This is a genomic window from Nocardia sp. NPDC050435 (assembly GCF_040655395.1).
In the GTDB taxonomy this organism is placed as follows: domain Bacteria; phylum Actinomycetota; class Actinomycetes; order Mycobacteriales; family Mycobacteriaceae; genus Nocardia.
In genome coordinates this window covers 67,541-92,241 of the sequence record NZ_JBFAJW010000004.1, presented here as the reverse complement: position 1 = coordinate 92,241, position 24,701 = coordinate 67,541, and the positions used below count along the sequence as shown (strand labels likewise).

Annotated in this window: 26 protein-coding genes; 13 read left to right on the top strand and 13 right to left on the bottom strand. The window is 69.7% G+C overall.

Annotated features, from left to right (window positions below; translation table 11 throughout):
• Positions 1 to 2: 2 nt before the first annotated feature.
• Together AB0I43_RS12955 and AB0I43_RS12950 are read right to left on the bottom strand one after the other, a co-directional pair.
• Positions 3 to 488, bottom strand: coding sequence for a hypothetical protein (locus AB0I43_RS12955; protein ID WP_357432002.1), 486 nt, complete (start codon positions 486 to 488; stop codon positions 3 to 5).
• Positions 489 to 548: 60 nt separating this feature from the next.
• Entirely contained in the window at positions 549 to 980 is a 432-nt protein-coding gene (locus AB0I43_RS12950) for a hypothetical protein (RefSeq protein WP_356979998.1), read from the bottom strand.
• Positions 981 to 1,157: 177 nt separating this feature from the next.
• Here AB0I43_RS12950 and AB0I43_RS12945 point away from each other — a divergent pair, with 177 nt between their 5' ends.
• Both AB0I43_RS12945 and AB0I43_RS12940 read left to right on the top strand, forming a co-directional pair.
• Positions 1,158 to 2,231: an Rpn family recombination-promoting nuclease/putative transposase gene (locus tag AB0I43_RS12945; protein WP_357432000.1), complete on the top strand. Its 1,074-nt coding sequence runs from the start codon at positions 1,158 to 1,160 to the stop codon at positions 2,229 to 2,231.
• Between the two features lie 133 nt (positions 2,232 to 2,364).
• Entirely contained in the window at positions 2,365 to 2,601 is a 237-nt protein-coding gene (locus AB0I43_RS12940; RefSeq protein ID WP_357431998.1) for a hypothetical protein, read from the top strand.
• Positions 2,602 to 2,677: 76 nt separating this feature from the next.
• On the opposite strand, the gene groL is transcribed toward AB0I43_RS12940, so the two are convergent.
• Positions 2,678 to 4,303 (bottom strand): chaperonin GroEL, encoded by a 1,626-nt coding sequence (gene groL, locus AB0I43_RS12935; RefSeq protein ID WP_356979995.1) that lies wholly within the window; start codon positions 4,301 to 4,303, stop codon positions 2,678 to 2,680.
• 209 nt (positions 4,304 to 4,512) lie between these two features.
• The gene (locus tag AB0I43_RS12930; protein WP_356979994.1) at positions 4,513 to 4,815 is read right to left on the bottom strand and encodes a hypothetical protein; all 303 of its coding nucleotides are present in this window, start codon (positions 4,813 to 4,815) and stop codon (positions 4,513 to 4,515) included.
• 65 nt (positions 4,816 to 4,880) lie between these two features.
• On the opposite strand from AB0I43_RS12930, the gene AB0I43_RS12925 reads away from it, so the two are divergent.
• Positions 4,881 to 5,558: a suppressor of fused domain protein gene (locus AB0I43_RS12925; protein ID WP_356979993.1), complete on the top strand. Its 678-nt coding sequence runs from the start codon at positions 4,881 to 4,883 to the stop codon at positions 5,556 to 5,558.
• 44 nt (positions 5,559 to 5,602) lie between these two features.
• Entirely contained in the window at positions 5,603 to 7,666 is a 2,064-nt protein-coding gene (locus tag AB0I43_RS12920; protein WP_357431996.1) for an NAD(+) synthase, read from the top strand.
• Here the strand turns inward: AB0I43_RS12920 and AB0I43_RS12915 are convergent.
• A complete protein-coding gene (locus tag AB0I43_RS12915; protein WP_357431994.1) occupies positions 7,571 to 8,044 on the bottom strand; it encodes a GtrA family protein in 474 nt (157 codons plus the stop codon). The genes AB0I43_RS12920 and AB0I43_RS12915 overlap by 96 nt on opposite strands.
• A complete protein-coding gene (locus AB0I43_RS12910) occupies positions 8,041 to 9,006 on the bottom strand; it encodes an SDR family NAD(P)-dependent oxidoreductase (RefSeq protein WP_356979990.1) in 966 nt (321 codons plus the stop codon). The genes AB0I43_RS12915 and AB0I43_RS12910 overlap by 4 nt, the downstream gene beginning before the upstream one ends.
• A gap of 128 nt (positions 9,007 to 9,134) precedes the next feature.
• Between AB0I43_RS12910 and AB0I43_RS12905 the strand changes: the two genes are divergently transcribed.
• Complete coding sequence (locus AB0I43_RS12905) at positions 9,135 to 11,054, top strand: histidine kinase (protein ID WP_357431991.1); 1,920 nt, start codon at positions 9,135 to 9,137, stop codon at positions 11,052 to 11,054.
• Positions 11,051 to 11,707, top strand: a complete 657-nt coding sequence (locus AB0I43_RS12900) for a response regulator transcription factor (protein WP_356979987.1) — start codon at positions 11,051 to 11,053, stop codon at positions 11,705 to 11,707. Before AB0I43_RS12905 ends, AB0I43_RS12900 begins: the two co-directional genes overlap by 4 nt.
• Positions 11,708 to 11,711: 4 nt before the next feature.
• Here the strand turns inward: AB0I43_RS12900 and AB0I43_RS12895 are convergent, their stop codons facing one another.
• From AB0I43_RS12895 to AB0I43_RS12870, 6 genes are all read right to left on the bottom strand, one after another.
• Positions 11,712 to 12,509 carry a class I SAM-dependent methyltransferase gene (locus AB0I43_RS12895; protein ID WP_356979985.1) on the bottom strand — a complete coding sequence of 266 codons (798 nt, stop codon included), beginning with the start codon at positions 12,507 to 12,509 and terminating at the stop codon, positions 11,712 to 11,714.
• Positions 12,506 to 13,231: a Clp protease N-terminal domain-containing protein gene (locus AB0I43_RS12890; RefSeq protein WP_356979983.1), complete on the bottom strand. Its 726-nt coding sequence runs from the start codon at positions 13,229 to 13,231 to the stop codon at positions 12,506 to 12,508. The genes AB0I43_RS12895 and AB0I43_RS12890 overlap by 4 nt, the downstream gene beginning before the upstream one ends.
• 67 nt (positions 13,232 to 13,298) lie before the next feature.
• On the bottom strand, positions 13,299 to 14,180 hold the full coding sequence (locus tag AB0I43_RS12885) for a sigma factor (RefSeq protein WP_356979982.1): 882 nt from the start codon (positions 14,178 to 14,180) through the stop codon (positions 13,299 to 13,301).
• Between the two features lie 97 nt (positions 14,181 to 14,277).
• Positions 14,278 to 15,195: a phosphatidylcholine/phosphatidylserine synthase gene (locus AB0I43_RS12880; RefSeq protein WP_356980046.1), complete on the bottom strand. Its 918-nt coding sequence runs from the start codon at positions 15,193 to 15,195 to the stop codon at positions 14,278 to 14,280.
• On the bottom strand, positions 15,195 to 15,914 hold the full coding sequence (locus AB0I43_RS12875; protein WP_356979980.1) for a phosphatidylserine decarboxylase: 720 nt from the start codon (positions 15,912 to 15,914) through the stop codon (positions 15,195 to 15,197). Before AB0I43_RS12875 ends, AB0I43_RS12880 begins: the two co-directional genes overlap by 1 nt.
• Before the next feature lie 110 nt (positions 15,915 to 16,024).
• Positions 16,025 to 16,297, bottom strand: coding sequence for a GlsB/YeaQ/YmgE family stress response membrane protein (locus AB0I43_RS12870; RefSeq protein ID WP_356979978.1), 273 nt, complete (start codon positions 16,295 to 16,297; stop codon positions 16,025 to 16,027).
• Between the two features lie 179 nt (positions 16,298 to 16,476).
• Between AB0I43_RS12870 and AB0I43_RS12865 the strand changes: the two genes are divergently transcribed.
• A complete protein-coding gene (locus tag AB0I43_RS12865) occupies positions 16,477 to 17,505 on the top strand; it encodes a beta-ketoacyl-ACP synthase III (protein WP_356979976.1) in 1,029 nt (342 codons plus the stop codon).
• Here the strand turns inward: AB0I43_RS12865 and AB0I43_RS12860 are convergent, their stop codons facing one another.
• Positions 17,506 to 17,961, bottom strand: a complete 456-nt coding sequence (locus AB0I43_RS12860) for an SRPBCC family protein (protein ID WP_356979974.1) — start codon at positions 17,959 to 17,961, stop codon at positions 17,506 to 17,508.
• Between the two features lie 186 nt (positions 17,962 to 18,147).
• On the opposite strand from AB0I43_RS12860, the gene AB0I43_RS12855 reads away from it, so the two are divergent.
• The 6 genes from AB0I43_RS12855 (at position 18,148) to AB0I43_RS12830 (ending at position 24,688) form a co-directional block, all read left to right on the top strand.
• Positions 18,148 to 18,315 carry a hypothetical protein gene (locus AB0I43_RS12855; RefSeq protein WP_356979972.1) on the top strand — a complete coding sequence of 56 codons (168 nt, stop codon included), beginning with the start codon at positions 18,148 to 18,150 and terminating at the stop codon, positions 18,313 to 18,315.
• A gap of 57 nt (positions 18,316 to 18,372) precedes the next feature.
• The gene (locus AB0I43_RS12850; protein WP_356979970.1) at positions 18,373 to 20,043 is read left to right on the top strand and encodes an FAD-dependent oxidoreductase; all 1,671 of its coding nucleotides are present in this window, start codon (positions 18,373 to 18,375) and stop codon (positions 20,041 to 20,043) included.
• Positions 20,044 to 20,054: 11 nt separating this feature from the next.
• Positions 20,055 to 21,530 carry an ATP-binding protein gene (locus AB0I43_RS12845; protein ID WP_357431989.1) on the top strand — a complete coding sequence of 492 codons (1,476 nt, stop codon included), beginning with the start codon at positions 20,055 to 20,057 and terminating at the stop codon, positions 21,528 to 21,530.
• Positions 21,523 to 21,876, top strand: coding sequence for a UBP-type zinc finger domain-containing protein (locus AB0I43_RS12840; protein ID WP_356979966.1), 354 nt, complete (start codon positions 21,523 to 21,525; stop codon positions 21,874 to 21,876). Before AB0I43_RS12845 ends, AB0I43_RS12840 begins: the two co-directional genes overlap by 8 nt.
• 114 nt (positions 21,877 to 21,990) lie before the next feature.
• Positions 21,991 to 22,410, top strand: coding sequence for a hypothetical protein (locus AB0I43_RS12835; RefSeq protein ID WP_356979964.1), 420 nt, complete (start codon positions 21,991 to 21,993; stop codon positions 22,408 to 22,410).
• A 46-nt stretch (positions 22,411 to 22,456) separates the two neighbouring features.
• Positions 22,457 to 24,688 carry an AAA family ATPase gene (locus AB0I43_RS12830; protein WP_357431987.1) on the top strand — a complete coding sequence of 744 codons (2,232 nt, stop codon included), beginning with the start codon at positions 22,457 to 22,459 and terminating at the stop codon, positions 24,686 to 24,688.
• Positions 24,689 to 24,701 lie beyond the last annotated feature (13 nt).

The window sequence follows — 24,701 nt, the reverse complement described above, 5'->3', positions numbered from 1 at the left end:
ACTTATCGCCCCATCGCCGCGACCCACTGGCGAGTGGACGGCACCGCGGCCAAGACCGCCGGCAGCAGCGGCCACACCGCGAACAGCAGAGTGAGCAAGGTGGCGAAGACTCGTTCGGTGGCGTTCATGTGCTCGTTGTCGAGCGAATCGATCAGCTGCACAACGGCATACAGGACGGTGGTGAGCCCACCCGCGCCCCCGCCGAGCATGACCAGGAACCGACCGGCGACCGTGCGGCACAGCAGCGCGATCGAGCCGATGAACAGCAGCACAGCGGACACGCCGAGACCGAGCCACAACAGGACGGCGCCGAGCTCCATCGGCGCATCGAGGTCACGGCGCGCGCCGAACCCGCCGAGCACCAACCCGCCGTAGGCGAGTGCGACCAGCAATCCGAAGACGGCCGCCAGGATTCCCGCCGTGCTCGCATCCGATTTCGGCTGCGCGGGCGGTGGATACGGTGCGTAACCGGATGATCGAGGATGCATGGAACTCCCCCTTCCCCTCGGCAAACCCTACCCCGCATCCACCGGCCGCGCGGCGTGGACTCAGGCGTCGACTCTTCGGGTGGCGACGGTTCTGATGAAGCGGACGAGATCCTCGGTGTGGTAGCCGAGGAGTTCGGTGCGTTCCACCGACATCAGGGCGAGCTGGCCGAGAACCTTTGCGCCCCAGCCGTCCAGGCCGTCCGAGGACCACTCGTCGACGTCCTCGATACCGAGGTCGTACATCGCGAGGCCGTAGCGTTCGCGGATGTGGGCGCAGGTGGTGGCGATGGCGTCGAGCAGGGTCGGGGCGGCCCGCTCGCAGTCCAGGGCGAAGTAGCGGCCGATCTCGGTCACCTTGCAGCCGCGCGGTGGGTCCCGCTTGATCGCCGCGTACCTCGGATCCTCGAACTTGATGTCCCACCACCCGATCGGGCAGTGGAACAGGGTGAACTGGTGGAACCCCGGCACCGGATATCTGTCGTGCCACTCCATTGATCCTCCTCCCAGGAGCGAAGCGGCATCGGGCAGCTCCGCATCGGGACACTCGCTGGTAGCCATGCGCTATATGTTCCCCTGTCCGGACCAAGTTCGTGACCGAAACGCAATATTGCAAACGCACTTTTGCGTTCATGGCGTGTCGCCGGTCGGTCGCGCGTAGCGTCCCGCGCCATGGCAGTCACGCCTTCGAACCCCCACGACGCCCTGTTCCGCCGAGTGCTGGGCCAACCAGCCAACGCCACCTCGCAATTGCGGCAAGTCCTACCGGAAGCCGTTGCGGCACGGATGGATTGGAAACGACTAGAGCTGATGTCGTGCAGCTTCGTCAGCGAGGAGCTGCGTTCCAGCTACTGCGACCTGGCCTTCCGGACCACCTGCGACGGCCGCGACGCCTTCGTCTACCTGCTGGTCGAGCACCAGAGCTGCCCGGACCGACTGATGCCGCTGCGCATGCTCGGCTACATCACCGGGCTCTGGAATCACTACCGGGCGAAGAATCCGAAAGCCATGACACTACCGCTGGTCGTTCCGATCGTGGTGCACGCCAACAGCACCGGGCGACCATGGTCGTCGCCCACGGAGATCGCGGATCTCTACGACGCCGACCCGGAGGTCCGCCAGATCTTGGAGCCGCACTTGCCGCGGTTCCAATTCCTGCTCGACGATGTCGCGGCCGTCGACTTCCCGACCTTGCAAGCCCGCAAACTGGCCCAGCCGGTGCAGATGATGTTCTACCTGCTCAAAACCGACCTGAGAGACGCCGACCTCGAGACCGTCGTCCAGAAACTGAAACCACTGGAGGAAGCGATCAGAACCACGGCATCCGCGCCCGACGGAGTCGACGCCCTGATTCCGTATCTGACGTACATTTTGTTGACGAGCGAAGTATCCGTCCGAGATCTCGGCCCCTACCTCGAACGGATCACCCCTCGAGCCAAGGAGGCATTGATGACCACCGGCGAACGAATGCGCGCCAGCGCCTATAGCGAGGGTCGAGCGGAAGGCCATTCGGAAGGCCATGCAGAAGGCAGAGCCGAGGGGCGAGCAGAAGGCCAGGCAAGCGGCATCGCCATAGGCGAAGCGAATGCACGAGCACAAGACTTGACCGACTTGCTGACGGTTAAATTTGGTCCGCTGCCAGCTCACATCCTGGGCATCATCCATGTAGGCACCACCACCGAGCAGAAGGCTTGGATGCAGCGGCTGCTCACCGCGACCACCCTCGACGAAGTATTCGCGGACTAGTTCGCCGACCACCGAGGTCCGGCACACCAGGTGGCGGGCCGGACCTCGGTTGCGTAACTGGTCGCCCTACTTCGGAATTCGACCTCGTGCGCGGTGCACCGAGCGCGCCCAAAATCCCGAGCAAGGAGCGTTGATGACCACGAGCGACAGGCTGCGCGCCGAGGGTTATGCCGAGGGGCGAGCGCGCGGAATCGTGATCGGCCAGGCCAGGGCACGGGCCGAATGCTTGACCGAGCAGCTGACATTCAAGTTCGGTCCGCTGTCTCCGCACGTGCTGGCCACCATCCGCGCCGGCACCGCCGACGAGCAACAGGCATGGATGCAGCGGCTGCTCACCGCGACCACCCTCGACCAGGTATTCGCCGAATAGTTCCGCAACGCCGAAGGCCGGCCCACCCACGGTGGACCGGCCTTCGGTTGTGAAACTGGTTGCCCGGGGGCAGGACTCAGAAGTCCATGCCGCCCATGCCGCCGGTCGGGTCGCCGGCGGGAGCGGCGGCCTTCTCCGGCTTGTCGGCGACGACAGCCTCGGTGGTGAGGAAGAGCGCCGCGATGGAGGCGGCGTTCTGCAGGGCGGAACGGGTGACCTTGACCGGGTCGGCGACGCCGGCGGCCAGCAGGTCCTCGTAGTCGCCCGAGTCGGCGTTCAGGCCGTGGCCGGCGGGAAGGTTGGAGACCTTCTCGGCGACGACGCCCGGCTCCAGGCCGGCGTTGAACGCGATCTGCTTCAGCGGGGCCGACAGCGCGACGCGCACGATGTTGGCGCCGGTGGCCTCGTCACCGGTCAGGGTGAGCTCGTCCAGAGCCGGAGCCGACTGCAGCAGGGCCACGCCGCCACCGGCGACGATGCCCTCTTCGACGGCGGCCTTGGCGTTGCGCACGGCATCTTCGATGCGGTGCTTGCGCTCCTTGAGCTCGACCTCGGTCGCCGCGCCGGCCTTGATCACCGCGACGCCGCCGGCCAGCTTGGCCAGACGCTCCTGCAGCTTCTCACGGTCGTAGTCGGAGTCCGAGTTCTCGATCTCGGTGCGGATCTGCGCCACGCGGCCCTTGATGGCCTCCGCGTCGCCCGCGCCCTCGACGATGGTGGTCTCGTCCTTGGAGATGACGACCTTGCGCGCCTGGCCGAGCAGCTCGATGCCGGCGGTCTCCAGGGAGAGGCCGACCTCTTCGCTGATGACCTCGCCACCGGTGAGGATGGCGATGTCGGCGAGCTGCGCCTTGCGGCGGTCACCGAAGCCCGGGGCCTTGACGGCGACGGACTTGAAGGTGCCACGGATCTTGTTGACCACCAGGGTGGACAGGGCTTCGCCCTCGACGTCCTCGGCGATGATCAGCAGCGGCTTGCCGGCCTGGATGACCTTCTCCAGCAGCGGCAGCAGGTCCTTGACGGTGGAGATCTTCGAGCCGACGAGCAGCAGGTACGGATCCTCGAGGACCGCTTCCTGACGCTCCGGGTCGGTGACGAAGTAACCGGAGATGTAGCCCTTGTCGAAGCGCATGCCCTCGGTCAGCTCCAGCTGGAGCCCGAAGGTGTTGCTCTCCTCGACGGTGATGACACCTTCCTTGCCGACCTTGTCCATGGCCTCGGCGATGAGCTCACCGATGGACGCGTCGCCGGCCGAGATACCGGCGGTGGCGGCGATCTGCTCCTTGGTCTCGACCTCCTTGGCGGTGTCGAGCAGCTTGGCGGTGACGGCCTCGACGGCCTTCTCGATGCCGCGCTTCAGGCCGAGCGGGTTGGCGCCGGCGGCGACGTTGCGCAGACCTTCACGCACGAGGGCCTGGGCCAGAACGGTGGCGGTGGTGGTGCCGTCGCCCGCGACGTCGTCGGTCTTCTTGGCGACTTCCTTGACCAGCTCGGCGCCGATCTTCTCGTACGGGTCCTCCAGGTCGATCTCCTTGGCGATGGACACACCATCGTTGGTGATCGTGGGGGCGCCCCACTTCTTCTCCAGGACGACGTTGCGACCCTTCGGGCCCAGCGTCACCTTGACCGCGTCAGCGAGGGCGTTCAGGCCCCGCTCGAGACCCCGGCGGGCCTCTTCGTCGTACGCAATAGTCTTAGCCATGGCGTTGTTGAGATCCTCCACGTAGATGGCTGACACGCAAGGCGACCTCAATGGCGGGATCGCCCCAAGTACGTGGCCAGGCTCGGTGCCCGCGACGGACGACCGAGGGTGTCGTTGAACCCGGCCTCACCGTCCCGACCTGGCACTCACAGCTAGAGAGTGCCAAAGCCATTTCTAGCACTCGGGTGTGGCGAGTGCAAGGTCGCGGGCTAAGGGCGATCGTCGATCCGCAGCACCAGCGCGACGAAGGCGTCGGTACGCCGCTCGTCCGGGGTGCGCGGTTCCTCGTTGTCGACCGTGACCAGCTCCGCGTCGTGCAGCAACAGCTCGGCTTCCACCCGCATGATCGCGCGGATGAACGGCGGCGCCACCTCCGGCGGCAGGTCCCCGTTCACGATGTATTCGCCGTCCGGCCCATAGTCCGTCGACACGTACGACAACGCGCGCAGGAGGTCCGAACGACGCTCTCCCGCGACTAGGTCGGAATCCGTTTCTTCCGTTTCATCCGCCATCGCTATAGCTTAACTGGCGACCTCCGATCGGCCGGGTCCGGACGTGCGGACCTAGTGTTGGGCGGGTGAGTGGTAGACCCGGGTGGGATGCGATCGAGGGGGTTCTGGCCGAGCTATACGGCGGCGTCGAGCCGAGACGATGGCGCGCGGAGGACCCGTGGGCGGCCGGGGGCACCGAACCACTGGACGGGGTGAACGCCTACTCCCGCGGCGGCCCGGTGCCGCACTGGCACTACGTCAGCTTCGGGATGAGCGAGCTGTACGAGAAGGAATGGGACAACCCCGCGGAGTCGGGGTGGGGGTTCGAGTTCAGCTTCCGGCTGCTGCGCCAGGAGGGCGAGCTGCGCGCGCCGCAGTGGCCCGTGACTTTCCTGCAGAACCTGGCGCGCTACGTGTACCAGTCGGGGAAGCGCTTCGAGGTGGGGCACACGATCAAATCCAGCGGCCCGATCGCCGACGACCGCCCGGATTCGCTGATCCACGCGGTGGGGTTCGTGCAGGATCCGGAGCTGGGGGTACTGCAGGCCCCGTTCGGCCGGGTGGAGTTCCGGCAAATGATCGGACTCACCATGACCGAGTACCGGGCCGCGCTGGGCGGAAAGCTGCTCGGCCTGCTCGGCGGCCTGTCCGATCAGCTGCTGCCGCTGCACGTCACCGACATGAGCCGGCGCTCGCTGATTCCGGAGCCGAAACCGCAGGCGAGCTGGCCGCGCTGGGGCGGCGGATTGCGCGGGCGGGCGTAGATTCGGCGGCAGACCATGATCATCTCCGGACAGGAGCCCGCCGCATGCAGGTGCCGTTCGAATCGCTGTATCGACACGGATTCGCCCGCGTGGCGGTGGCGGTGCCGCGGGTGCGGGTCGCCGATCCGGCCTACAACGTGGCGCAGACGCTGGAGCTGGCCCGCCGCGCCGCCGACGCGGGCGCGGTGCTGACGGTCTTCCCGGAGCTCGGCCTCTCCGCCTACACCGCCGACGACCTGTTCCACCAGGACGCCCTGGACGACGCGGTCGAGCTGGCGCTGCGCCGGCTGGTGGCCGAGAGCATGCGCATCGACACCGTGCTGGTGGTCGGCGCGCCGGTGCGCACCCAGGGCCGCCTGTTCAACTGCGCGATCGCGGTGTCCAAGGGCCGGGTGCTCGGCGTGGCGCCCAAGAGCTATCTGCCGAACTACCGCGAGTTCTACGAGAAGCGGCAGTTCGCCGCCGCGCGAGAGTCGCTGCGCGGGGAGATCGTGATCGACGGGCAGCAGGCGCCGTTCGGTGCGGACCTGCTGTTCACCGCGACCAACCTGGCGGGCTTCACCTTTCACCTCGAGGTGTGCGAGGACGGCTGGGTGCCGTTGCCGCCCAGCGGTTACGCGGCGCTGGCGGGGGCGAGCGTGCTGGTGAATCTGTCGGCCAGCAATATCGTGATCGGGAAGGCGGACTACCGGCGGGCGCTGTGCACGTCGCATTCGGCGCGCTATCTCGCCGCGTACCTGTATTCGGCTGCCGGACACGGCGAGTCGACCACCGATCTGGCCTGGGACGGCCAGGCGCTGATCTGCGAGAACGGCGATCTGCTCGCCGAGGGCGAGCGCTTCGGCGACCACCCGCGCCTGGTGCTGGCCGATCTCGATCTGCAACGGCTGGCGGCGGACCGCCTGCGCGCCACCAGTTTCGCCGACACCGTGCACGATCACCGCGAGCGCCTGGCGCGGATGCGCTGGATCGAGGTCGGCCTGCCGATTCCCACCGGCGCGGTGCCGCTGCGCCGCGAGATCCCGCGCTTCCCTTATGTTCCCAGCGATCCGGCGGCGCTGAACGAGCGCTGCGCCGAGGTGCATCACATCCAGGTCGAGGGCCTGAGCACCCGGATGCGCGCGACCGGCATCGAGCGCCTGGTGATCGGCGTCTCCGGCGGCCTGGACTCCACCCAGGCGCTGATCGTGGCGGTCGAGACGATGGACAAACTGGGCCTGCCCCGCACCAACGTGCTGGCGTACACCATGCCCGGATTCGGAACCAGTACCCGCACCCGCACCGACGCGCACCGCCTGATGGCCGCGCTGGGGGTGACGGCCACCGAGATCGACATCAAGCCGTCGGCCACCCAGATGCTGCGAGATTTGAATCATCCCGCCGCGCAGGGCATTCCGCAGTACGACACCACCTACGAGAACGTGCAGGCGGGCGAGCGCACCTCGCATCTGTTCCGGCTGGCCAACCAGCACAACGCGCTCGTGGTCGGCACGGGCGACCTCAGCGAACTCGCCCTGGGCTGGTGCACGTTCGGCGTCGGCGACCACATGGCGCACTACAGCGTGAACGCCTCGGTTCCGAAGACGCTGATCAAATATCTGATCGCCTGGGCCGCCGAGACCGGGCGCCTCGGCGCCGACGCCGCCGAGGTGCTGAATTCCGTTCTGCTGACCGAGATCTCGCCGGAACTCGTCCCGAACGCCGATGACAGCGCGCCCGGGCAGAGCTCCGAGGCCACCGTCGGCCCCTACGAACTCCAGGATTTCCACCTCTACCATCTGCTGCGCTTCGGCGACCGGCCCAGCCGCATCGCCTATCTGGCGCTGCACGCCTGGTCCGATCCGGCGCGCGGCAGCTGGCCCGAGCTGATCCCGGCCGAGCAGCGCAACGCCTACGACCTGCCGACGATCAAGCACTGGCTCGGCGAATTCCTGCGCCGGTTCATCCAGACCAGCCAGTTCAAACGCTCCACGCTGCCCAACGCCCCGAAGGTCGGCTCCGGCGGATCGCTCTCACCACGCGGTGACTGGCGCGCGCCCAGCGACGCCTCCGCCGCCGCCTGGCTGGACGAACTCGCCCGCAACGTCCCGGAAGACCCAGTGGCGTAAGGAAAGAAAGCGCAGACCCCCGACAATCGCGGAGACCGTCAGCACCGCGGCCGCCGCGGCCGGGCCGCTCAGCTCCGGGGCCGTGTGATCCAGCACCGCCAGCGTGGCGGCGCTCGCGACGAACGCGGCGAGCGCGGTGCCGCCGCCTTTGAGCTGCGCGGTCAACCGGCCCACCCGGGCGGAGCGGAACGTCAGCCGCCGGTGCAGTTCGCTGGCCAGCGCGGTGCTCACGACCGAGCCCACGGCATTGGCCACCTGGGTTCCATTGCCGTGCAGGGCCAGGAACGGCAGCAGGTATCCGAGGTTGGCGATGCCACCCACCGTCGCGAAGCGCAGCAATTGCGCCAGTACGTGGTCGCTCAGCACGAATCCCCTCATGCGTGCGCGGTCTTCCCGCCGTCGATGACCAGTTGCGCACCGGTCAGGTAGGGGTGTTCCGGAGAGGCGAGCGTCAGCGCGAACGCGGCGATCTCCTCGGCGGTGGCGAGCCGGCCCAGCCCGGGCACATTGGATTTCGCCCACTGCTTCATGAACACCTGGTAGACGTCGTCGGGGACGGCCGCCATGCCCGCCGCCCGGCGTACCAGCTCGGTGTCGGTGGTGCCGGGGACGAGGGTGTTGATCCGGATGCCGTCGGCCGCGTAGTCCAGCGCCGCCGACTGCACCAGGCCGACCAGCCCGCGCTTGGCCGCGGTGTAGGCGGCTCGGCCGGCGTCGGTGGCCAGCGCGTTGCTCGACGAGGTCACCACGATGGTGCCGCCGCCCGCCCGAATCAGATGCGGCACCTGGTATTTCATCGCGAGGAACACTCCGCGCACATTGGTGCCGAGCACCCGGTCGAATTCCTCGGCGCTGTACTCGTGCAGTTTCTTCTGGATGGTGATGCCCGCGTTGTTGAAGGCGACGTGCAGTCCGCCATAGCGCTGTGCGGCGGCGTCCACGAAATCCCGCACCTCGCTCTCGATCAGCACGTCGGCGCGGAAGTACGCGGCTTCGCCGCCCGCGGCCCGGATCTCGCGTTCCACGGCCTGCCCGCGATCCACGCGCCGCCCGCAGAACGCGACCCGCGCGCCCTCGGCGGCGAACTGGCGAGCCGCGGCCGCGCCGATCCCTGAGGTGCCGCCGGTGATCAGCACCACTTTGCCGTCGAACCGGCGGCGGCCGCCGTACTGCGCGTGCGGCGGATTCGAGTCCGCGCCGAGCGCGATTCCGCCGGCCACGCCGGCTGCCGCGCCCGCCGCCAAGCCGGCGGCGGTCAGGCCGAAAAGTCTGCGGCGGTTGGGTTTCGGTGCAGTGTCGCCGGGTGGCGCGGTGTCGAAGGTGTCCTGCTCATCCGTCATGCTTCGACTCTGGCCGGGCGGCGCGCCGAGCGGATCCGACCCGGAGGCTCGAATTCCGGCCCCCGGGTGGAGTCGTCTCCGCCCTTGGTAGGAGCCGCGCGCCCGGGCCGGGCGGGCATCATGGGGACGTGGCGGAGTCGAGCGGAGTGGACCGCGGCGTGGAGTGGCTGCTGGATGTCAGGTCGCTGCCGATCCGCATGGCGGTCCTGGTCGCTCTCGGCGTCGGCTGCAATCTGTGGATCGTCAACGCACCCACGGGGCGGGATTGGACCATCGCCGCCCTGTCACTGCTCGCCGTCGCGGGCGCGGGCCGCCTGCCGCTGGCCACAGCGCTCGGCAGCGCGGCGTTACTGCTGATCGGCTTCGAGTTCGGGATTGCCGGACCGGCCGTCTCCAAGGTCGCTGCGGCCGTCGCGCTCACCGAACTCGCTGCGCGCCAAGGTGGTTGGCGGCCGTGGGCGGGGGCGGCCGCACTCGCGAGCGCGTATCTGGCGCATCCAGCGGGCGGCCTGGCCGCCACCGGCTATCGGGCGGTCGTCATGGCCGTGGCTCCGCTGTTGCTCGGCATGCTGCTGCGGGCCGCGCGGGAGAACGCGGAACGCGCCCGGCACGAAGCCCGCCGGATCGCCCGGAGTCGGGAGACGGAGATCGCCGCCGCACGGGCGACGGAGCGCACCGCCATCGCCCGGGAACTACACGACCTGATCGCCCACCATGTCTCCTCGACGGTGCTGCGGGTCGGGGTGGCCCGGCACGCGGTGCCGGACGCGCCGCCCGCACTGCTGGCGGTGCTCGACGACATCCACGCCAGCGGCAAAGCCACACTGACCGATCTGCGGAAACTGGTGACTATCCTGCGCGATCCGCGCGACGGCGGCACCGCCTTCGTCGCACCGGCCGACCTGCCCGACGCCCTCGCCACGGTCGTGGACCGGGCGCAGCGCCTGGGCCTGCGCGTCGACGCGACGATCGATGCCCGGCTCCCCGAGGTGGAGGCGACCGCCGGACTCACCCTGCTGCGCCTGACCCAGGAGGGCCTGGCCAACACCGCCAAACACGCGGGCACCGACGCCGAAGCCCAGCTGACCATCGCCATGACTCGCACGGGCGTCGATTTCCTGTTGCGCGACAACGGCTCCCGACCGGCCGCGCCGCCCGCCGACGGCGCACACGGCCTGGGCCTGATCGGGCTACAGGAGCGAGTCGCGCTACTCGGCGGCACCTTCACCGCCGGACCCGCCGCGAACGGCTGGCACCTAACAGCTCACCTACCCACGGCCGCAACCGAATCCACGGCCACGAACACCAGAACCGCCGACAAAGCAAGCCCCGAGCAGCTTCACACCGGCACCGACCACGGTGACGGTGCGCCGGGCCCGCGCCATCCCCACAGCACGGCCACCACCGCTGCCGCCACAGCGACCAGCACGATCGCCACCACAGCCACCGACGTCACGGCAAACAGGGAGACGAAAGCGAAGCGGGCGACCGCCACGGCACCGGCGACCACGGCCATGGCGACGACGGCAGCGGCAGCGGCAGCGGCGAAGGCGAGATCGAAGGCAGCGGCAAAGACGACAGCCGCAGCGGCGAAGGCAGTAGCGCCGACAACGGTGGCGGCGACAACGGTGGCGGCGGAGACGACGGCGACGGCAACGGCAACGGCAACGGCAGTAGAGGCGGCGGAAACGAAAGTAGAGGCGGCGGAAACGAAAGTGAGGCGGGCGACCGCCACGGCACCAGCGACCGCGACGACGGCCGGCGGCGACGACGGCAGCGGCGAAGGCGGCAGCGGCGAAGGCGGCAGCGGCGAAGGCGGCAGCGGCGAAGGCGATGGCGAAGGCAGCCGCAAAGGCGAGATCGAAGGCAGCGGCAAAGACGACAGCCGCGGCGGCGGTGGCAGTAGCGCCGACAGCAGCAGCGGCGACAACGGTGGAGGCGGAGACGACGGCGACGGCAACGTCGGTGGAGGCGGTGGAGGTGGAGGTGGAGGCGTGCCAGCGATCGCGGCTATGAACGAGACCACGGCGAAAGCGGGGACGGCGTGACCGTGCGGGTGCTGATCGTGGACGACCAGCAGCTGGTGCGGGCGGGGCTGCGGATGCTGTGTGAGACGGCGGGCGATCTCGAGGTGGTCGGGGAAGCCGCGAACGGTGGTGACGCGGTGCGGCTGGCCGAGCAGGTGCGGCCCGATGTCGTGCTGATGGATCTGCGCATGCCCGGGATGGACGGGATCCGGTCTACGACAGCGATTCTCGCGGCCCGTCCGGCCACCAGGGTGCTCGTCCTGACCACCTTCGACGACGACGATCACCTGTATCCGGCGCTCGCCGCCGGAGCGTGCGGGTTCCTGGTCAAGGATGCCGCGCCCGCCGATCTGCTCGACGGCATCCGCCGGGCCGCGGCCGGAGCGCACCCGTTCTCACCCGAGGTTCTGCAACGCGTGGTCGACACGGCGGTCACCGCGCGCTCCCGGACTGTTGCCGAAACCACCGACCCCGCAGCGGCTTTCGGACTCACCCAGCGCGAGTCCGAGGTCCTGACGCTGGTCGCGGAGGGCCGCTCCAACGCGGAGATCGCGTCGAGCCTGCACGTCGGCGTCAGCACCGTCAAAACCCATATCACCAACTTGATGGCGAAAACCGGTGCCGGCAACCGGGTTCGGCTGGCATCCCTCGCCCGGCCCGGTCCGCCGCGCTGACCGCTCAGGCGGCGCGTGCCGCCACTACGGCCAAGGTGCTGTACCGCATGGTGAAGCCGCCGATCCGGTCGACGGCGGCGCCGACCTCGTCGAGCACCTGGGCCAGTTGGCCGGGCGGCAGCTGGGTGAGTGCGCCGGTGGTGGGCGCCAGGTCCAGCCACGCGTCGCGGTCGTAGTGCTGCTCCCAGTCGAACCGCCAGTGCTCCGGTTCGCCGAATCCGCCCGCCTGGCGGATCCCGTCCGCGGCCGCGTCGAACATGGCCTGGTAGACCTGCAACGCGGTGCCGGTCGGCTGCGTGTTCTGCCGATTCAACGGTGCGTCGGGCGCGACCCGCCGATAGACGTCGGCGAACGCCGCCGCCACCTCGGGCGGCGGCGCGAAGACGTGGCCGAACACGGCCAGCCGCCCGCCGGGCCGCAGCACCCGTGCCGCCTTGGCGGCCCCGGCGACCGGGTCCACCCAGTGCCAGGCCTGGCCCGCGACGATCGCGTCGAAGGTCCGGCCTGCACTGTCCCAGTCCTCGAAGGTCGACACGGCCACCTCGACGCCGGTGCCGCGCGCGAATTCGGCCATGCGCGAGTCGGGTTCGACGCCGAGCACCGTGGCCCCGCGCGCCTGGAACTGCCGGGCGACGATGCCGGTGCCGCAGCCGACATCGAGGACCTCCCGGCCGGGGGCGACGCCGAGCACCCGCGCCACCAGAGCCTCCGGGTAGCGCGGCCGGGCCCGGTCGTAGCGTTCGGCGTCGACGCCGAACGATTCGGCCATGGCCCGGTGCCGGTGCGCCGCAGGCTCGTTCATTGCTGTTTCTGCTGTAGATACACCGACAGCAGTTCCTGCAGATGGGCTTCGGACTTGGCCTTGTCCACGCCCAGGCCGGTGAGCAGGCCCGCGCCGTTCTCCAGCTCGAGCAGGGCGAGCAGCATGTGCTCGGTGCCGATGTAGTTGTGGCCCAGGCGAAGTGCTTCCCGGAAGGTGAGTTCGAGGACCTTGCGCGCTTCGGCGTCGAAGGGAATCATCGCCGGGATCTCGCCGCCGTCGGGGGCGGGCAGCGCGGCCTGCGCCGCCGCCCGCACCGCGTCCAGAGTGACGCCGTTGGCGACGATCTCGGCGGTGCCGAGGCTTTCGGGTTCGGTGAGCAGGGCGAGCACCAGGTGCGCGGTGGTGATCTGACTGTTGCCCGCGGTGCGGGCTTCCTCCTGGGCCGCGACCACGACCTGCCGCGCGCGGGGAGTGAACTTGGCGAAGCCGGCGTTGGGATCCATCGCCGCCGCGTCGGCGGGAGTCTTTGTCACGAAACGCTTTTGCGCGGCCTGCTTGCTGACGCCCATGCTCTCACCGATCGCCGTCCAGGAGGCCCCGGAGCGGCGGGCCTGGTCGACGAAGTGGCCGATCAGGTGGTCGGCGAGTTCGCCGAGGTGGTTGCCCGCCACCACGGCGTCGGACAGCTGGTCCAGAGGGTTGTCGGGGCGGGCTTTCTTGATGCCGGAGATCAGGTCGTCCAGCCGGAAGGAAGAGGTCATATCGTCAACGATAGGTTGACGAACCCGCATCGTCAACCATCAGTTGACGATCTCGCTTCGAGAGGAATCAGCAGGTCAAGCGGCGGAAATAGGCCAGTTTTCCGGCATCGCTGACCACACGAACAGAGGTCACGAGTGCCTCCCGCACCGCGACATCGATGATCAGCATCGGATTCCCGGCCAACCGCGCCACCGCCGCCGGGCCGCCGTTGACCTCCTCGAGCGCGATCTCCAGCTCGGGCCGCTCGGCCGGGAACAGTCCGGCCAGATAGCGGGCGACGAGCTCGGCCCCGACCAGCGGGCGCAGCGCCGCGCGATCCCGGCCGCCGCTGTCCACCGTCAGCACGACCTCGGCGGCCAGCAGCCGCTCCAGCTCCTCGTCCGCACCGGCGCGGGCCGCCTTCAGCAGGCTTTCGAGCAGCGCGCGACCCGCGTCGCGCGCGAGCGGCGCGCGATCCGGGCCCGCGGGCAACCGCGCACCGGCCGCGCGATAGGTCTGCACCGCCGCCGCCTCGGACAGCGCAAGCAGGTCGGCGATCTCGCGGTGCGCATAGCCGAAACCCTCGCGCAGCACGAAGACCGCGCGCTCCACCGGCTCCAGGCGCTCCAGCGCCGCGAGCAGCGCGAGCGACACCAGGCCGCGCTCCTCGGCCGATTCCAGCGGGCCGAGCTCACCTCGCGCGGTCGGCACCGGTTCGGGCAGCCACGGCCCGGCATACCCGGCCCGGCGCACGCGGGCCGTGACCAGCCGGGCCCGGCACAGGTTCACGACCGTGCCGGTCAGCCACGTCTCGGCGGAGCGAATCGTGCTGCGCCCCGTGCCGTTCCAGCGCAGCCGGGCCTCGCGCACCGCGTCCTCGGCCTCGCGCGCGGAACCCAGCATGCGATAGGCGAGGGCGAACAGGCGCGGGTGATGCGCCCGGAATTCCCGCGAGCCGTCGGACTCCACCGCCACCTTCTCCCGCGCTCGTCACCGGATGCGGCCGATTGTCAGGTGTGACAGTACCTTTCGGGGCTTGCGGAATTCTCCGGGAAAGTCGTGCGCGCTAGGCGTCCTCGTCGGAGGGCCGCTTGGCGCCGGGACGGCGCAGCCGCAACCGGGCACTGGAACCGCGAATCACCGGGCGGCGCAGCGCCGGTCGGCGACGCTGCGCGCGCCGCTGGGCCCGGCGCTCGGCCGGTTTGTGCTCCCAGGTCTCCGGGCGCGCGGCCACCCAGCGCTGGGAATGCCAGGCGAAGGGAATGTGCCCCAGATACAGCGCCACCAGAATCAGCAGCAGCACAATCGGATACGTCACCAGCAGCGCGGCGGCGACCGCCACCAGCACCAGCAGCGCGGCGGCGGCCTGCGGGGCCACCGACACCGACTTCATGGCCAGCGTGGGAATGGTGCTGACCGCCAGCGCGGCGGCGAACACCGTCCAGGCCGCGACCGCCCAGAACTTGATCCACCAGGGATCGTCGAACTGCACGTACAGCGCGATCGGCACCAGCGCGATCAGCGCCGCGGCGGGCGCGGGCACGCCGACGAAGTACTCCCGCGACCACTCCGGCCGGGTGTCGTCGTCGAGCAGGGTGTTGAACCGGGCCAGGCGCAGCACCAGACTCACCGCGTAGAGCAGCGCGATGATCCAGCCGGCGCTGCTCTCGTCCAGCAGCGTGATGTAGAGGACCAGCGCCGGAGCCACACCGAAGGAGATGGCGTCGGAGAGCGAATCCAGCTCCGCGCCGATCTTGGTGGTGGCGTCCAGCATGCGGGCCAGCCGCCCGTCCAGCGTGTCCAATACGGCGGCCGCGCCGATCATGGCCAGGGAGATGTCGAGCCGGCCGTCGAGGGCGAACTTCACCGCCGACAACCCGGCGCACAGCGCCAGAATGGTGACGACGCTGGGCAGCAGCCGGATCGAACGGCGGCGCTGCTTGGGCGCGGCGGAACGCTGGGCGCTGGACAGGGCGGCCTCCATCATGAACCGGCCAGCACGGCCAGGACGGTTTCGCCCCCGATCGTGCGCTGCCCCGGCTGCACGAGCAGCTCGGTGCCGGCCGGGAAGTAGGTGTCGACCCGCGATCCGAAGCGGATCAGGCCGTAGGTGTCGCCGATGGTGAGCACGTCGCCCTTCTGGGCGTCGCAGACGATGCGGCGGGCCAGCAGGCCGGCGATCTGCACGACGACCAGCTGCTGCCCGGACGGGGTTTCGAGGACCATGCTGGTGCGCTCGTTGACGGCGCTCGCGTCGGCCAGATCCGCGGACTTGAACTGCCCGGGCTGGTGCAGCACCTCGCGCACCGTGCCCGAGACCGGCACCCGCTGCACGTGCACGTCCAGCACGGACAGGAAGACGCTGACCCGGGGTACCGGCTGCTCGCCCAGGCCGAGTTCGGCGGGCGGGACGGCGGTGTCGACGAGCGCGATCTCGCCGTCGGCGGGCGCCACGACGACGCCGGCGCGGTTCGGCGGCACGCGATGCGGATGCCGGAAGAAGCCGGCGATCGCGGCGGCGCTCAGCAGGCCGGTGCGGCGGACCCACTTGCGTTTGCCGCCGAGCACCGCGACCGCGAGCGGAACCGCGACGAACGGCAGCCCGGCGGGATGCAGCGGGGGAATCGCGGACCGAACCAGGTCGACCACGTGGCCGACGGCGGTGGTATCGGGCGTGCCGGGCGGGGTGGGACGGCGTGCCACAGGCTCCTCTTTCGTGCTCGGTGCAGAAGGGTTGCGCACCCTCGACAATAGGGTCGGCGCAAGCGATCACACCTTACGGGAACGGAGCCTGTGGCACGCGGTCGACGGCGTCAGCGCACCGGCCGGCGCCCGGTCACCAGCTTCACCAGGAACAGCAGGATCGCCGCTCCACCCAGGCAGGTCAGGAAGCTGAAGATGAGCCCGCCGCCTTCGACGTCCACACCCAGCACCTTCAGCAGGAACCCGCCGAGCAGACCGCCGACGATACCGACCACGATATTGAGGACGATGCCCTGTTGCGCATCGGTCCCCATGAACTTGCTCGCGATCCAACCGGCAAGTCCGCCGATGATGATCCATCCGATAATCCCTAGACCCAGCATGGCAACCTCGCATCCATTAGTAGGGCGCACGTCCTCAGCAAATGACGTGCTGAGCTCGCTATACCCGGACATTGCGGAAATACGCACTTCCGCCGCGCGGATCCCGAGCTAATATGAGGGGGCCTCATGTCTGCACAGGGGCAACTGATGAGGCAGCGCCAGGTGTATAGGAGACGCTTATGTCTGCTCGTTTCGCCCAGACCACGGGAGCAGAGCACACCGCCATCCTCGGGCTCGGCGTATATCGCCCCGCCCGGGTCGTGACCAATGAGGAGGTGGCCGGGCCGATCAACTCGAGCGACGAGTGGATCCGCACCCGGTCGGGCATCAAGACCAGGCGTTTCGCCGACGACACCGAAACCATCCAGTCCATGAGCGTCGCCGCCGCCCGCGACGCCATCGAGGCCGCCGAGATCGAGGTCGATCAGATCGACTGCGTCATCGTGGCGACCTCCACCCATCTCTTACTCACCCCCGCGGCCGCGCCGCGGATCGCCACCGACCTCGGGATGAACGGGGCGGCGGCCTTCGACATCTCGGCCGGCTGCGCCGGTTTCTGTCACGCGCTGGCGCTCGCCTCGGACCTGGTCCGCGGCGGCACCGCGAAGAACGTGCTGGTCATCGGCGTCGAGAAGCTCACCGACACGATCAACCCGGCCGATCGCTCGACGGCGTTCCTGTTCGCCGACGGTGCGGGCGCCGTGGTGGTCGGTCCCGCCGAGGAGCCGGGCATTGGCCCCACGGTGTGGGGTTCGGACGGCACCCAGCACCACGCGATCCGCCAGGACAAGGATTGGATCGAGTTCTTCACCGAGATCGAGGAGAAGGGCCCGGACGCGGTCCGCCCCTACCTGGCGATGGAGGGCACCGCGGTCTTCCGCTGGGCCGCGCATTCGCTGGAGAAGGTGTGCCGCGACGCCATCGACCGGGCGGGCCTGTCCACCGACGACATGGAGGCGATGATCCCGCACCAGGCCAACGGCCGGATCATCGAGATCATGGCGCGGGTGCTGAAGCTGCCCGAGCACTGCGCGCTGGCCAACGACATCGAGGAGACCGGCAATACGTCGGCCGCCTCGATCCCGCTGGCGATGGAGGCGATGCTGCGCAAGGGCGAGGCGAAGCCGGGCGCCACGGCGCTGCTGATCGCGTTCGGCGCGGGCCTGTCCTACGCGGCGCAGGTCGTCACGCTGCCGAACTGGAAGTAGCTAGCGGCCCGCTTCGACGGCGGCCTTGATGCCCTGCAGCGTCTGGTTCATGCCCTGCACCAGGACGCCGTCGAAGCGGTCGTAACCGCCCATGCCGAGTTCGATGGCCTTGCGGGAGAAGGTGGTCGTCCCGTTCGAAGCGTCGCGCCGCTGGATCAGCCGCGTTCCGGTGGCGGTGGGCTCCAGCGTGAAGCTCCAGACCATGCGGTTCTCCAGGACCCGGAAGGCGAAGGCCGAGTTCGGTTCCATCCGCACGACCCGGGCGGTGGTCGGCCAGAACAGCTTGCCGTCGCGGTTCACGCTGACGGCGAAGGTGCCGACCTTGACCTTGCCGAGCGGGATGGTGCGCACGGTCTGCGGGCTGAACTCCGGGATGCGCTTCAGATCGGAGACCACGCGCCAGACCTGCTCGGGGGGCGCCGCGATGTCGATGGTCGCTTCGAGATTCTTCGGCAACGTTGCCTCCGTGATGTGAGTGACGAGATGTCACACATAATAGTCAGAGCCAATTGGAATACAACCGGGTCACATTTTGGCTCTCGGGTGACCACGCGCTGTAATACCGGGCGCAGAATGGCGGATACACGAAGCACCAACAGACGCACTGCCACCAAATTCCCATCCAGTGTGAGGTGATCGGCTGTGAAACTGCGCTCGTTCCTACCCCGCCGCCGTAACCAGGATCTTCCGCTGCTGCCCTCGATCGAACCCGACGACGGCCGGCCGGTGAAGACCGATACGACAGAGGAGAAGCTCGAACGACTGCTCACGCCGACCGAACTCGATCTGGTCATCCACCATCAAGTCTGAGCGCGTGGCCCCGAGACGGGCAGGACACGTGATCGCCCGGCGCGGGATAATCGTCGGGTGACTGCTCCAACTGCTGCTTCCAAGCCGGCCATCCTCAGCGTGGACGACGACCCGGGTGTCTCCCGCGCGGTCGTGCGTGATCTGCGCCGCCGCTATGGCGCCGACTACCGGATCCTGCGGGCGGAGTCGGGCGCCGACGCCCTCGACGCGCTGCGCGAGATGAAATTGCGCGGCCAGCCCGTCGCCGTCCTGATCGCCGACTACCGGATGCCCGGCATGGACGGCATCGAATTCCTCGAGCAGGCCATGGACCTGCACCCCTACGCCCGGCGCGTGCTGCTCACCGCCTACGCCGACACCTCCGCCGCGATCGACGCGATCAACGTCGTCGACCTGGACCACTACCTGCTCAAGCCCTGGGATCCGCCGGAGGAGAAGCTGTATCCGGTACTGGACAACCTGCTCGAAGCCTGGCGCGGCAGCGACAACCGGCCCGTCACCGAGACCCAGGTGGTCGGCAACCGCTGGTCGCCGCGCTGTTCGCAGGTGCGAGAGTTCCTCGCCCGCAACCAACTCCCCTACCGCTGGTACCTGGCCGAGGAGGCCGAGGGCAACCGCCTGCTCGAAGCCGCGGGCGTCGGCGCCGACCGCTGCCCGGTGGTGATCACCTCCGACGGGCAGGCCCTGATCGAGCCGACCGACAGCGAGCTGGCCGAGCACGTCGGGCTCACGGTGAATCCGGCCGGCGACTTCTACGATCTCATCGTGGTCGGCGGCGGCCCCGCAGGTCTGGGCGCGGCGGTCTACGGCGCGTCCGAGGGCCTGCGGACGGTGCTGGTGGAGCGCACCGCGACCGGCGGCCAGGCCGGGCAGAGCTCCCGGATCGAGAACTACCTCGGCTTCCCGGACGGACTGTCCGGCGCCCAGCTGGCCGATCGCGCCCGGCGGCAGGCCGCGAAGTTCGGGGCCGAGGTCATCACCACCCGCGAGGTGGTGGGGCTGGAGGCGAACGGCTCGGCCCGCACCGTGCGCTTCGCCGACGGCGGGCGGCTGTGCGCGCACACCGTGATCATCGCGACCGGCGTCGACTACCGCCGCCACCCCGCGCCCGGCGTGGACGAATTCACCGGCCGCGGCGTGTATTACGGCTCGGCGATGACCGAGGCGGCCGAATGCGCCGACCACGACGTGTACATCGTCGGCGGCGCGAACTCCGCCGGGCAGGCGGCGGTGTTCCTGTCCCGCAAGGCCAAGACGGTGCACCTGGTGGTGCGGGCCGACGCGCTGGACAAATCCATGTCGCACTACCTGGTGCAGCAGATCGCGCAGATCCCGAATATCCAGGTGCACACCGAGACCGAGGTGGTGGGCGCGGACGGCGAAGACCACCTGCAGTGGATCATGCTGCGCGACAACGCGACCGGCGTCGAGGAGAAAGCCGAGGCCGAGCGGCTGTTCCTGTTCATCGGCGCCGCGCCGCAGACCGACTGGCTCGACGGCGTCGTCAAGCGGGACGCGGGCGGCTACGTGCTGGCCGGGCCGGATCTGCAACTCGACGGCGCGCGCCCGGCGGGCTGGGAATTGCCCAGGTCGCCACACCATCTGGAGACCAGCGTGCCCGGCGTCTTCGTGGCCGGCGACGTGCACGCCGAGTCGGCCAAGCGGGTGGCGTCCGCGGTCGGCGAGGGCGCCATGGCCGTCATGTTCGTGCACCGGTATCTCGCGTAGGAGCAACTGAAATGACCGAAGACATCGCGACGCGCGCCTCCCACGGGGTCTGCGACCCCGACGAACTGCGCACCCTGTTCCTGTTCGAGAAGCTGGACGACGAGCAGCTGGCCTGGCTGTGCGCGGACGGCAAGATCGAATACCTGGAGCCCGGACCGGTGTTCCACGAAGGCGATCCGGCCACCTGCTTCTACGTGCTGATGGACGGCGAGGTGCGCATCACCAAGCTGTCCGGCGGCACCGAGATCGAGGTGAACCGGACCGATCACAAGGGCGTCTACTCCGGCGCCTGGACGGCCTATCTCGGCGACGCGGTCGAGCAGAACTACACCGGCTCGATGTATGTCACCCGCAGCTCGCGCTTCTTCGTGCTGGACGCGGGCACCTTCGCGCGGATGATGCGCGAGTGGTTCCCGATGGCGGTGCACCTGCTGGAGGGCGCGTTCTACGGCAACCGCACCACCAATCAGCGCCTGGCCGAACGGGAACGGCTGCTGGCGCTGGGTTCGCTGTCGGCGGGCCTGACGCACGAGCTGAACAATCCCGCGGCGGCCGCGGTCCGGGCGACCTCCGGGCTGCGTGAGCGGGTCGCGGGCATGCGGCACAAGCTGGCGATGATGGCGCAGGGCAAGTTCTCCCCGGAGGTGCTGCTCACGCTCGTGCGCCTGCAGGAGGAAGCCGCCGAGAAGGTGGCCAAGGCCCCGGAATTGACCACGATGGAGGCCAGCGACCGGGAGGAGACCCTCGGCGAGTGGTTCGAGGATCACGACATCTCCGGCGGCTGGGATCTCGCCCCCAATTTCGTGCAGGCGGGCATCGACGTCGACTGGCTGGAGACGGTGCACGGCACCCTGGAGGGCTGCGCGGACAAGACCTTCGAGGGCGCGATCCGCTGGCTCAACTACACCATCGAGACCGAGTTGCTGATGAACGAGATCGCCGACTCGACCACGCGCATCTCCACGCTGGTCGGGGCGGCCAAGCAGTACTCGCAGATGGACCGGGCGCCGTTCCAGGTGGTGGATCTGCACGAACTGCTGGACAGCACCCTGGTGATGATGGGCCGCAAGATCGGCGACGAGATCAAGGTGGTCAAGGACTACGACCGTGACCTGCCCCAGATTCCCTGCTACGCGGCGGAATTGAACCAGGTGTGGACCAATCTGATCGACAACGCGGTCTACGCCATGAACGGCAAGGGCACGCTCACCGTCCGCACGTATCAGGAAAGCGACTGCGCGGCCATCGAAATCGGCGACACCGGTCCCGGTGTGCCCGACGAGGTGCTGCGCCGTATCTTCGAACCGTTCTTCACCACCAAACCGGTCGGCGAAGGCACCGGCCTGGGTCTGGACATCTCGTTCCGGATCGTGGTCAACAAGCACAACGGCGACATCCGCGTCGAATCCGAGCCGGGCAACACCCGATTCATCGTCCGGCTGCCCCTGCACCGCGAGAACCCCACACCGGAGGAAACCCATGCCTGAGGCCATCGAAGGAATCGATCCCGCGGTCGCGCCCAGCGGTCCGGGGTGTGTGGAGTGCGAAGCGAACCAGGGCTGGTGGGTGCATCTGCGGCGCTGCGCGCAGTGCGGCCACGTCGGCTGCTGCGACTCCTCCCCGGCCCAGCACGCGTCCAAGCACGCCGCGGCCGACGGCCACCCGTTCATCCAGAGCTACGAGCCCGGCGAGGACTGGTTCTGGAATTACCAGACCGAGGAAATGTACGGCGACGGGCCCGAATTGGCCCCGCCGCACAGCCACCCGGCCGACCAGGGTGTCCCCGGCCCGCGCGGGCGGGTGCCCGCGGACTGGCAGTCGCACGTGCACTGACGCCGACACCCGGCGAGTGATGAGCACCGCCCCCGGGTCCGCGGGCGGTGCACCCGGTACGCTGCACCGAGCGCCGGAGGTTCCGGCGCCCGGAGGCACCGGGGAAAGCACTACATGAAGCGAATTTCCGTCATGGTCCTGGCCGCCGGCGCGGTGGCCCTGACACTGACCGCCTGCGGCGGTTCCGACGATTCCAGCGACGCCAGCGGCCTGCGCAAGGGCGGCTCGCTGACCTCCGCGTCCAGCGCCAGCCCGGCGAGTTCGCCGACCAGCACGGCGAGCGCGGCGGCGAGCACCAGCGCGGTCGACACCTCCAAGCTGGGCACCGCCTCGCGTACCAGCTGCGGCGACTTCAAGGCGCTCGACGCCAACGCGCAGAAGAGCCTGATCGAGGAGATTCTGGCGGAGAACCCGGAGAGCACGTTCGCGGGCAGCCCGAACGTCGCCCTGGGCACCGCGAAGCTGGTCTGCCTGGCGGGCAGCAACGCGAGCAAGCCGGTCGCGATCGCCGCGAACATCGTCACCCCGAAGTAAGGCGAAGTCCTCGGCACACCGGGGGCGGCGCGGGCAGAATGGCACGGTGGCCGAACTTCCGCTCACCGCCCGCCTGAATCCGTCCGCCGCCGACGCCAGGCGCGGGGTGGTGCGGTTGCATCCGGAGGCGCTGGCCGCGCTCGGGTTGCGGGAGTGGGACGGCATCGCCCTGTTCGGCGCGCGCCGCACCGCGGCCGTGGCCGGGATCGCGCCCACCGGCACCCCGGCCGGCGTCGCCCTGCTCGACGACGTGACGCTGTCCAACGCCGGGCTGCGGGAGAACAGCACCGTGGTGGTCTCCCCCGCCACCGTCTATGGCGCCAAACAGATCTCGGTGAGCGGCTCGGCGCACGCCACCGGCAGTATTCCGGCGGCGACGCTGCGCCAGGCGCTGCTGGGCAAGGTCGTCACGGTCGGCGACACGGTCTCGCTGCTGCCCCGCGATCTGGGCCCGGACATTCCGTCCTCGGCGGCCAGCCAGGCGCTTTCGCGCACCTTCGGGATCGCCTGGACCACCGAGTTGCTCACCGTCACCGCCACCGATCCGGGGCCGGGCCCGGTGAGCGTGCAGCCCAACACCGCGGTGGTGTGGGGCGCGGGGGCGGCCTCCCGGCTCGACATCGCCGACCTCGGCACCCCGATTCCGGCCGCCGCCGCGGGCTCGATCGCCACCACCGACGGCGGGACCCTGGGCCGCACCGCGACCAGCGGCTCGATCGCGCCGGTCGCGCTGGAGGATCTGGCCGGGGTGCACACCCAGGCCGCCAAGCTCGGCGAGTGGCTCAGTCTCGCACTGGACGAGCCCGAACTGCTGAAAACCCTAGGCGCCACACCACATCTCGGCGTGCTGATCACCGGCCCCGCGGGCGTCGGCAAGACGACGCTGGCCCGGGCGGTGGCCGCGCCGCGGCGCGTGGTCGAGCTGGACGGCCCGACCGTCGGCGCCGAGGAGGGCGGCAATCGGCTGCGCCACGTCGCCGCCGCGGTGGCCGAGGTGGGTTCCGGGCAGGGCGGGATCCTGCTGATCACCGATATCGACGCGCTGCTGCCCGCGCAGGCCGAGCCGGTGGCCACGCTCATTCTCGATCAGTTGCGCGCGGCGGTGGTGTCCCCGTGCATCGCTTTCCTGGCCACCACGGCGCATCCGAGCCGGGTGGACGCCCGGCTGCGCGCGCCCGACCTGTGCGACCGGGAACTCGCGCTCAGCCTGCCCGGGGCGGCGGTGCGCAAGGCGCTGCTCGAGCAGCTGCTGCGCCGGGTGCCGACCGGCCCGCTGCAGCTCGACGAGATCGCGGCCCGGACACCGGGTTTCGTGGTGGCGGATCTGGCGGCGCTGTGCCGGGAGGCGGCGCTGCGCGCGGCCTCGCGCAGCACCAAGGAGCAGACCCCACCCCAGCTGGAACAGGACGACCTGCTCGGCGCGCTGAAAGTCATTCGCCCGCTCTCGCGTTCGGGCATGGAGGAACTGGCGATCGGCAGCCTCGGGCTCGACGACGTCGGCGACATGGCCGAAACCAAGCAGGCCCTGACGGAGTCGGTGCTGTGGCCGCTGCGTCACCCGGATTCCTTCGCCCGCCTGGGCGTCGAGCCGCCGCGCGGCGTGCTGCTCTACGGGCCGCCGGGGTGCGGCAAGACCTTCCTGGTGCGCGCGCTCGCGGGCAGTGGCCAGCTCAGCGTGCACGCGGTCAAGGGCGCCGAGCTGATGGACAAGTGGGTCGGCTCCTCGGAGCGGGCGGTCCGTGAATTGTTCCAGCGCGCCCGGGATTCGGCGCCGTCGCTGATCTTCCTGGACGAGGTGGACGCGCTCGCGCCGCGCCGTGGGCAGAGCAGCGATTCCGGCGTGGGCGACCGGGTGGTGGCCGCGCTGCTCACCGAGCTCGACGGTGTCGAGCCGCTGCGCGACGTGGTGGTGCTGGCCGCGACGAACCGGCCGGAGCTGATCGATCCGGCGCTGCTGCGGCCGGGCCGGCTGGAACGTTCGATCTTCGTGCCGCCGCCGGACGGCGCCGCGCGGCTGGAGATCCTGCGCACGGCCGGTCGATCGGTGCCGCTGGCCGCCGAGGTCGACCTGCCCACGCTGGCCAAGGATTTGGACGGCTACTCCGCCGCGGATTGCGCGGCGCTGTTGCGCGAGGCCGCGCTGGCGGCGATGCGCCGGGATGTGGCGGCGGCCGATGTGACCGCCGCGGATGTCGCGGCGGCGCGCGCGGCGGTGCGCCCGTCGCTGGATCCGGTCCAGGTGGAAGCGCTTCGCCGCTACGCCGACACCATTAGCTAATCAATAGCAATCC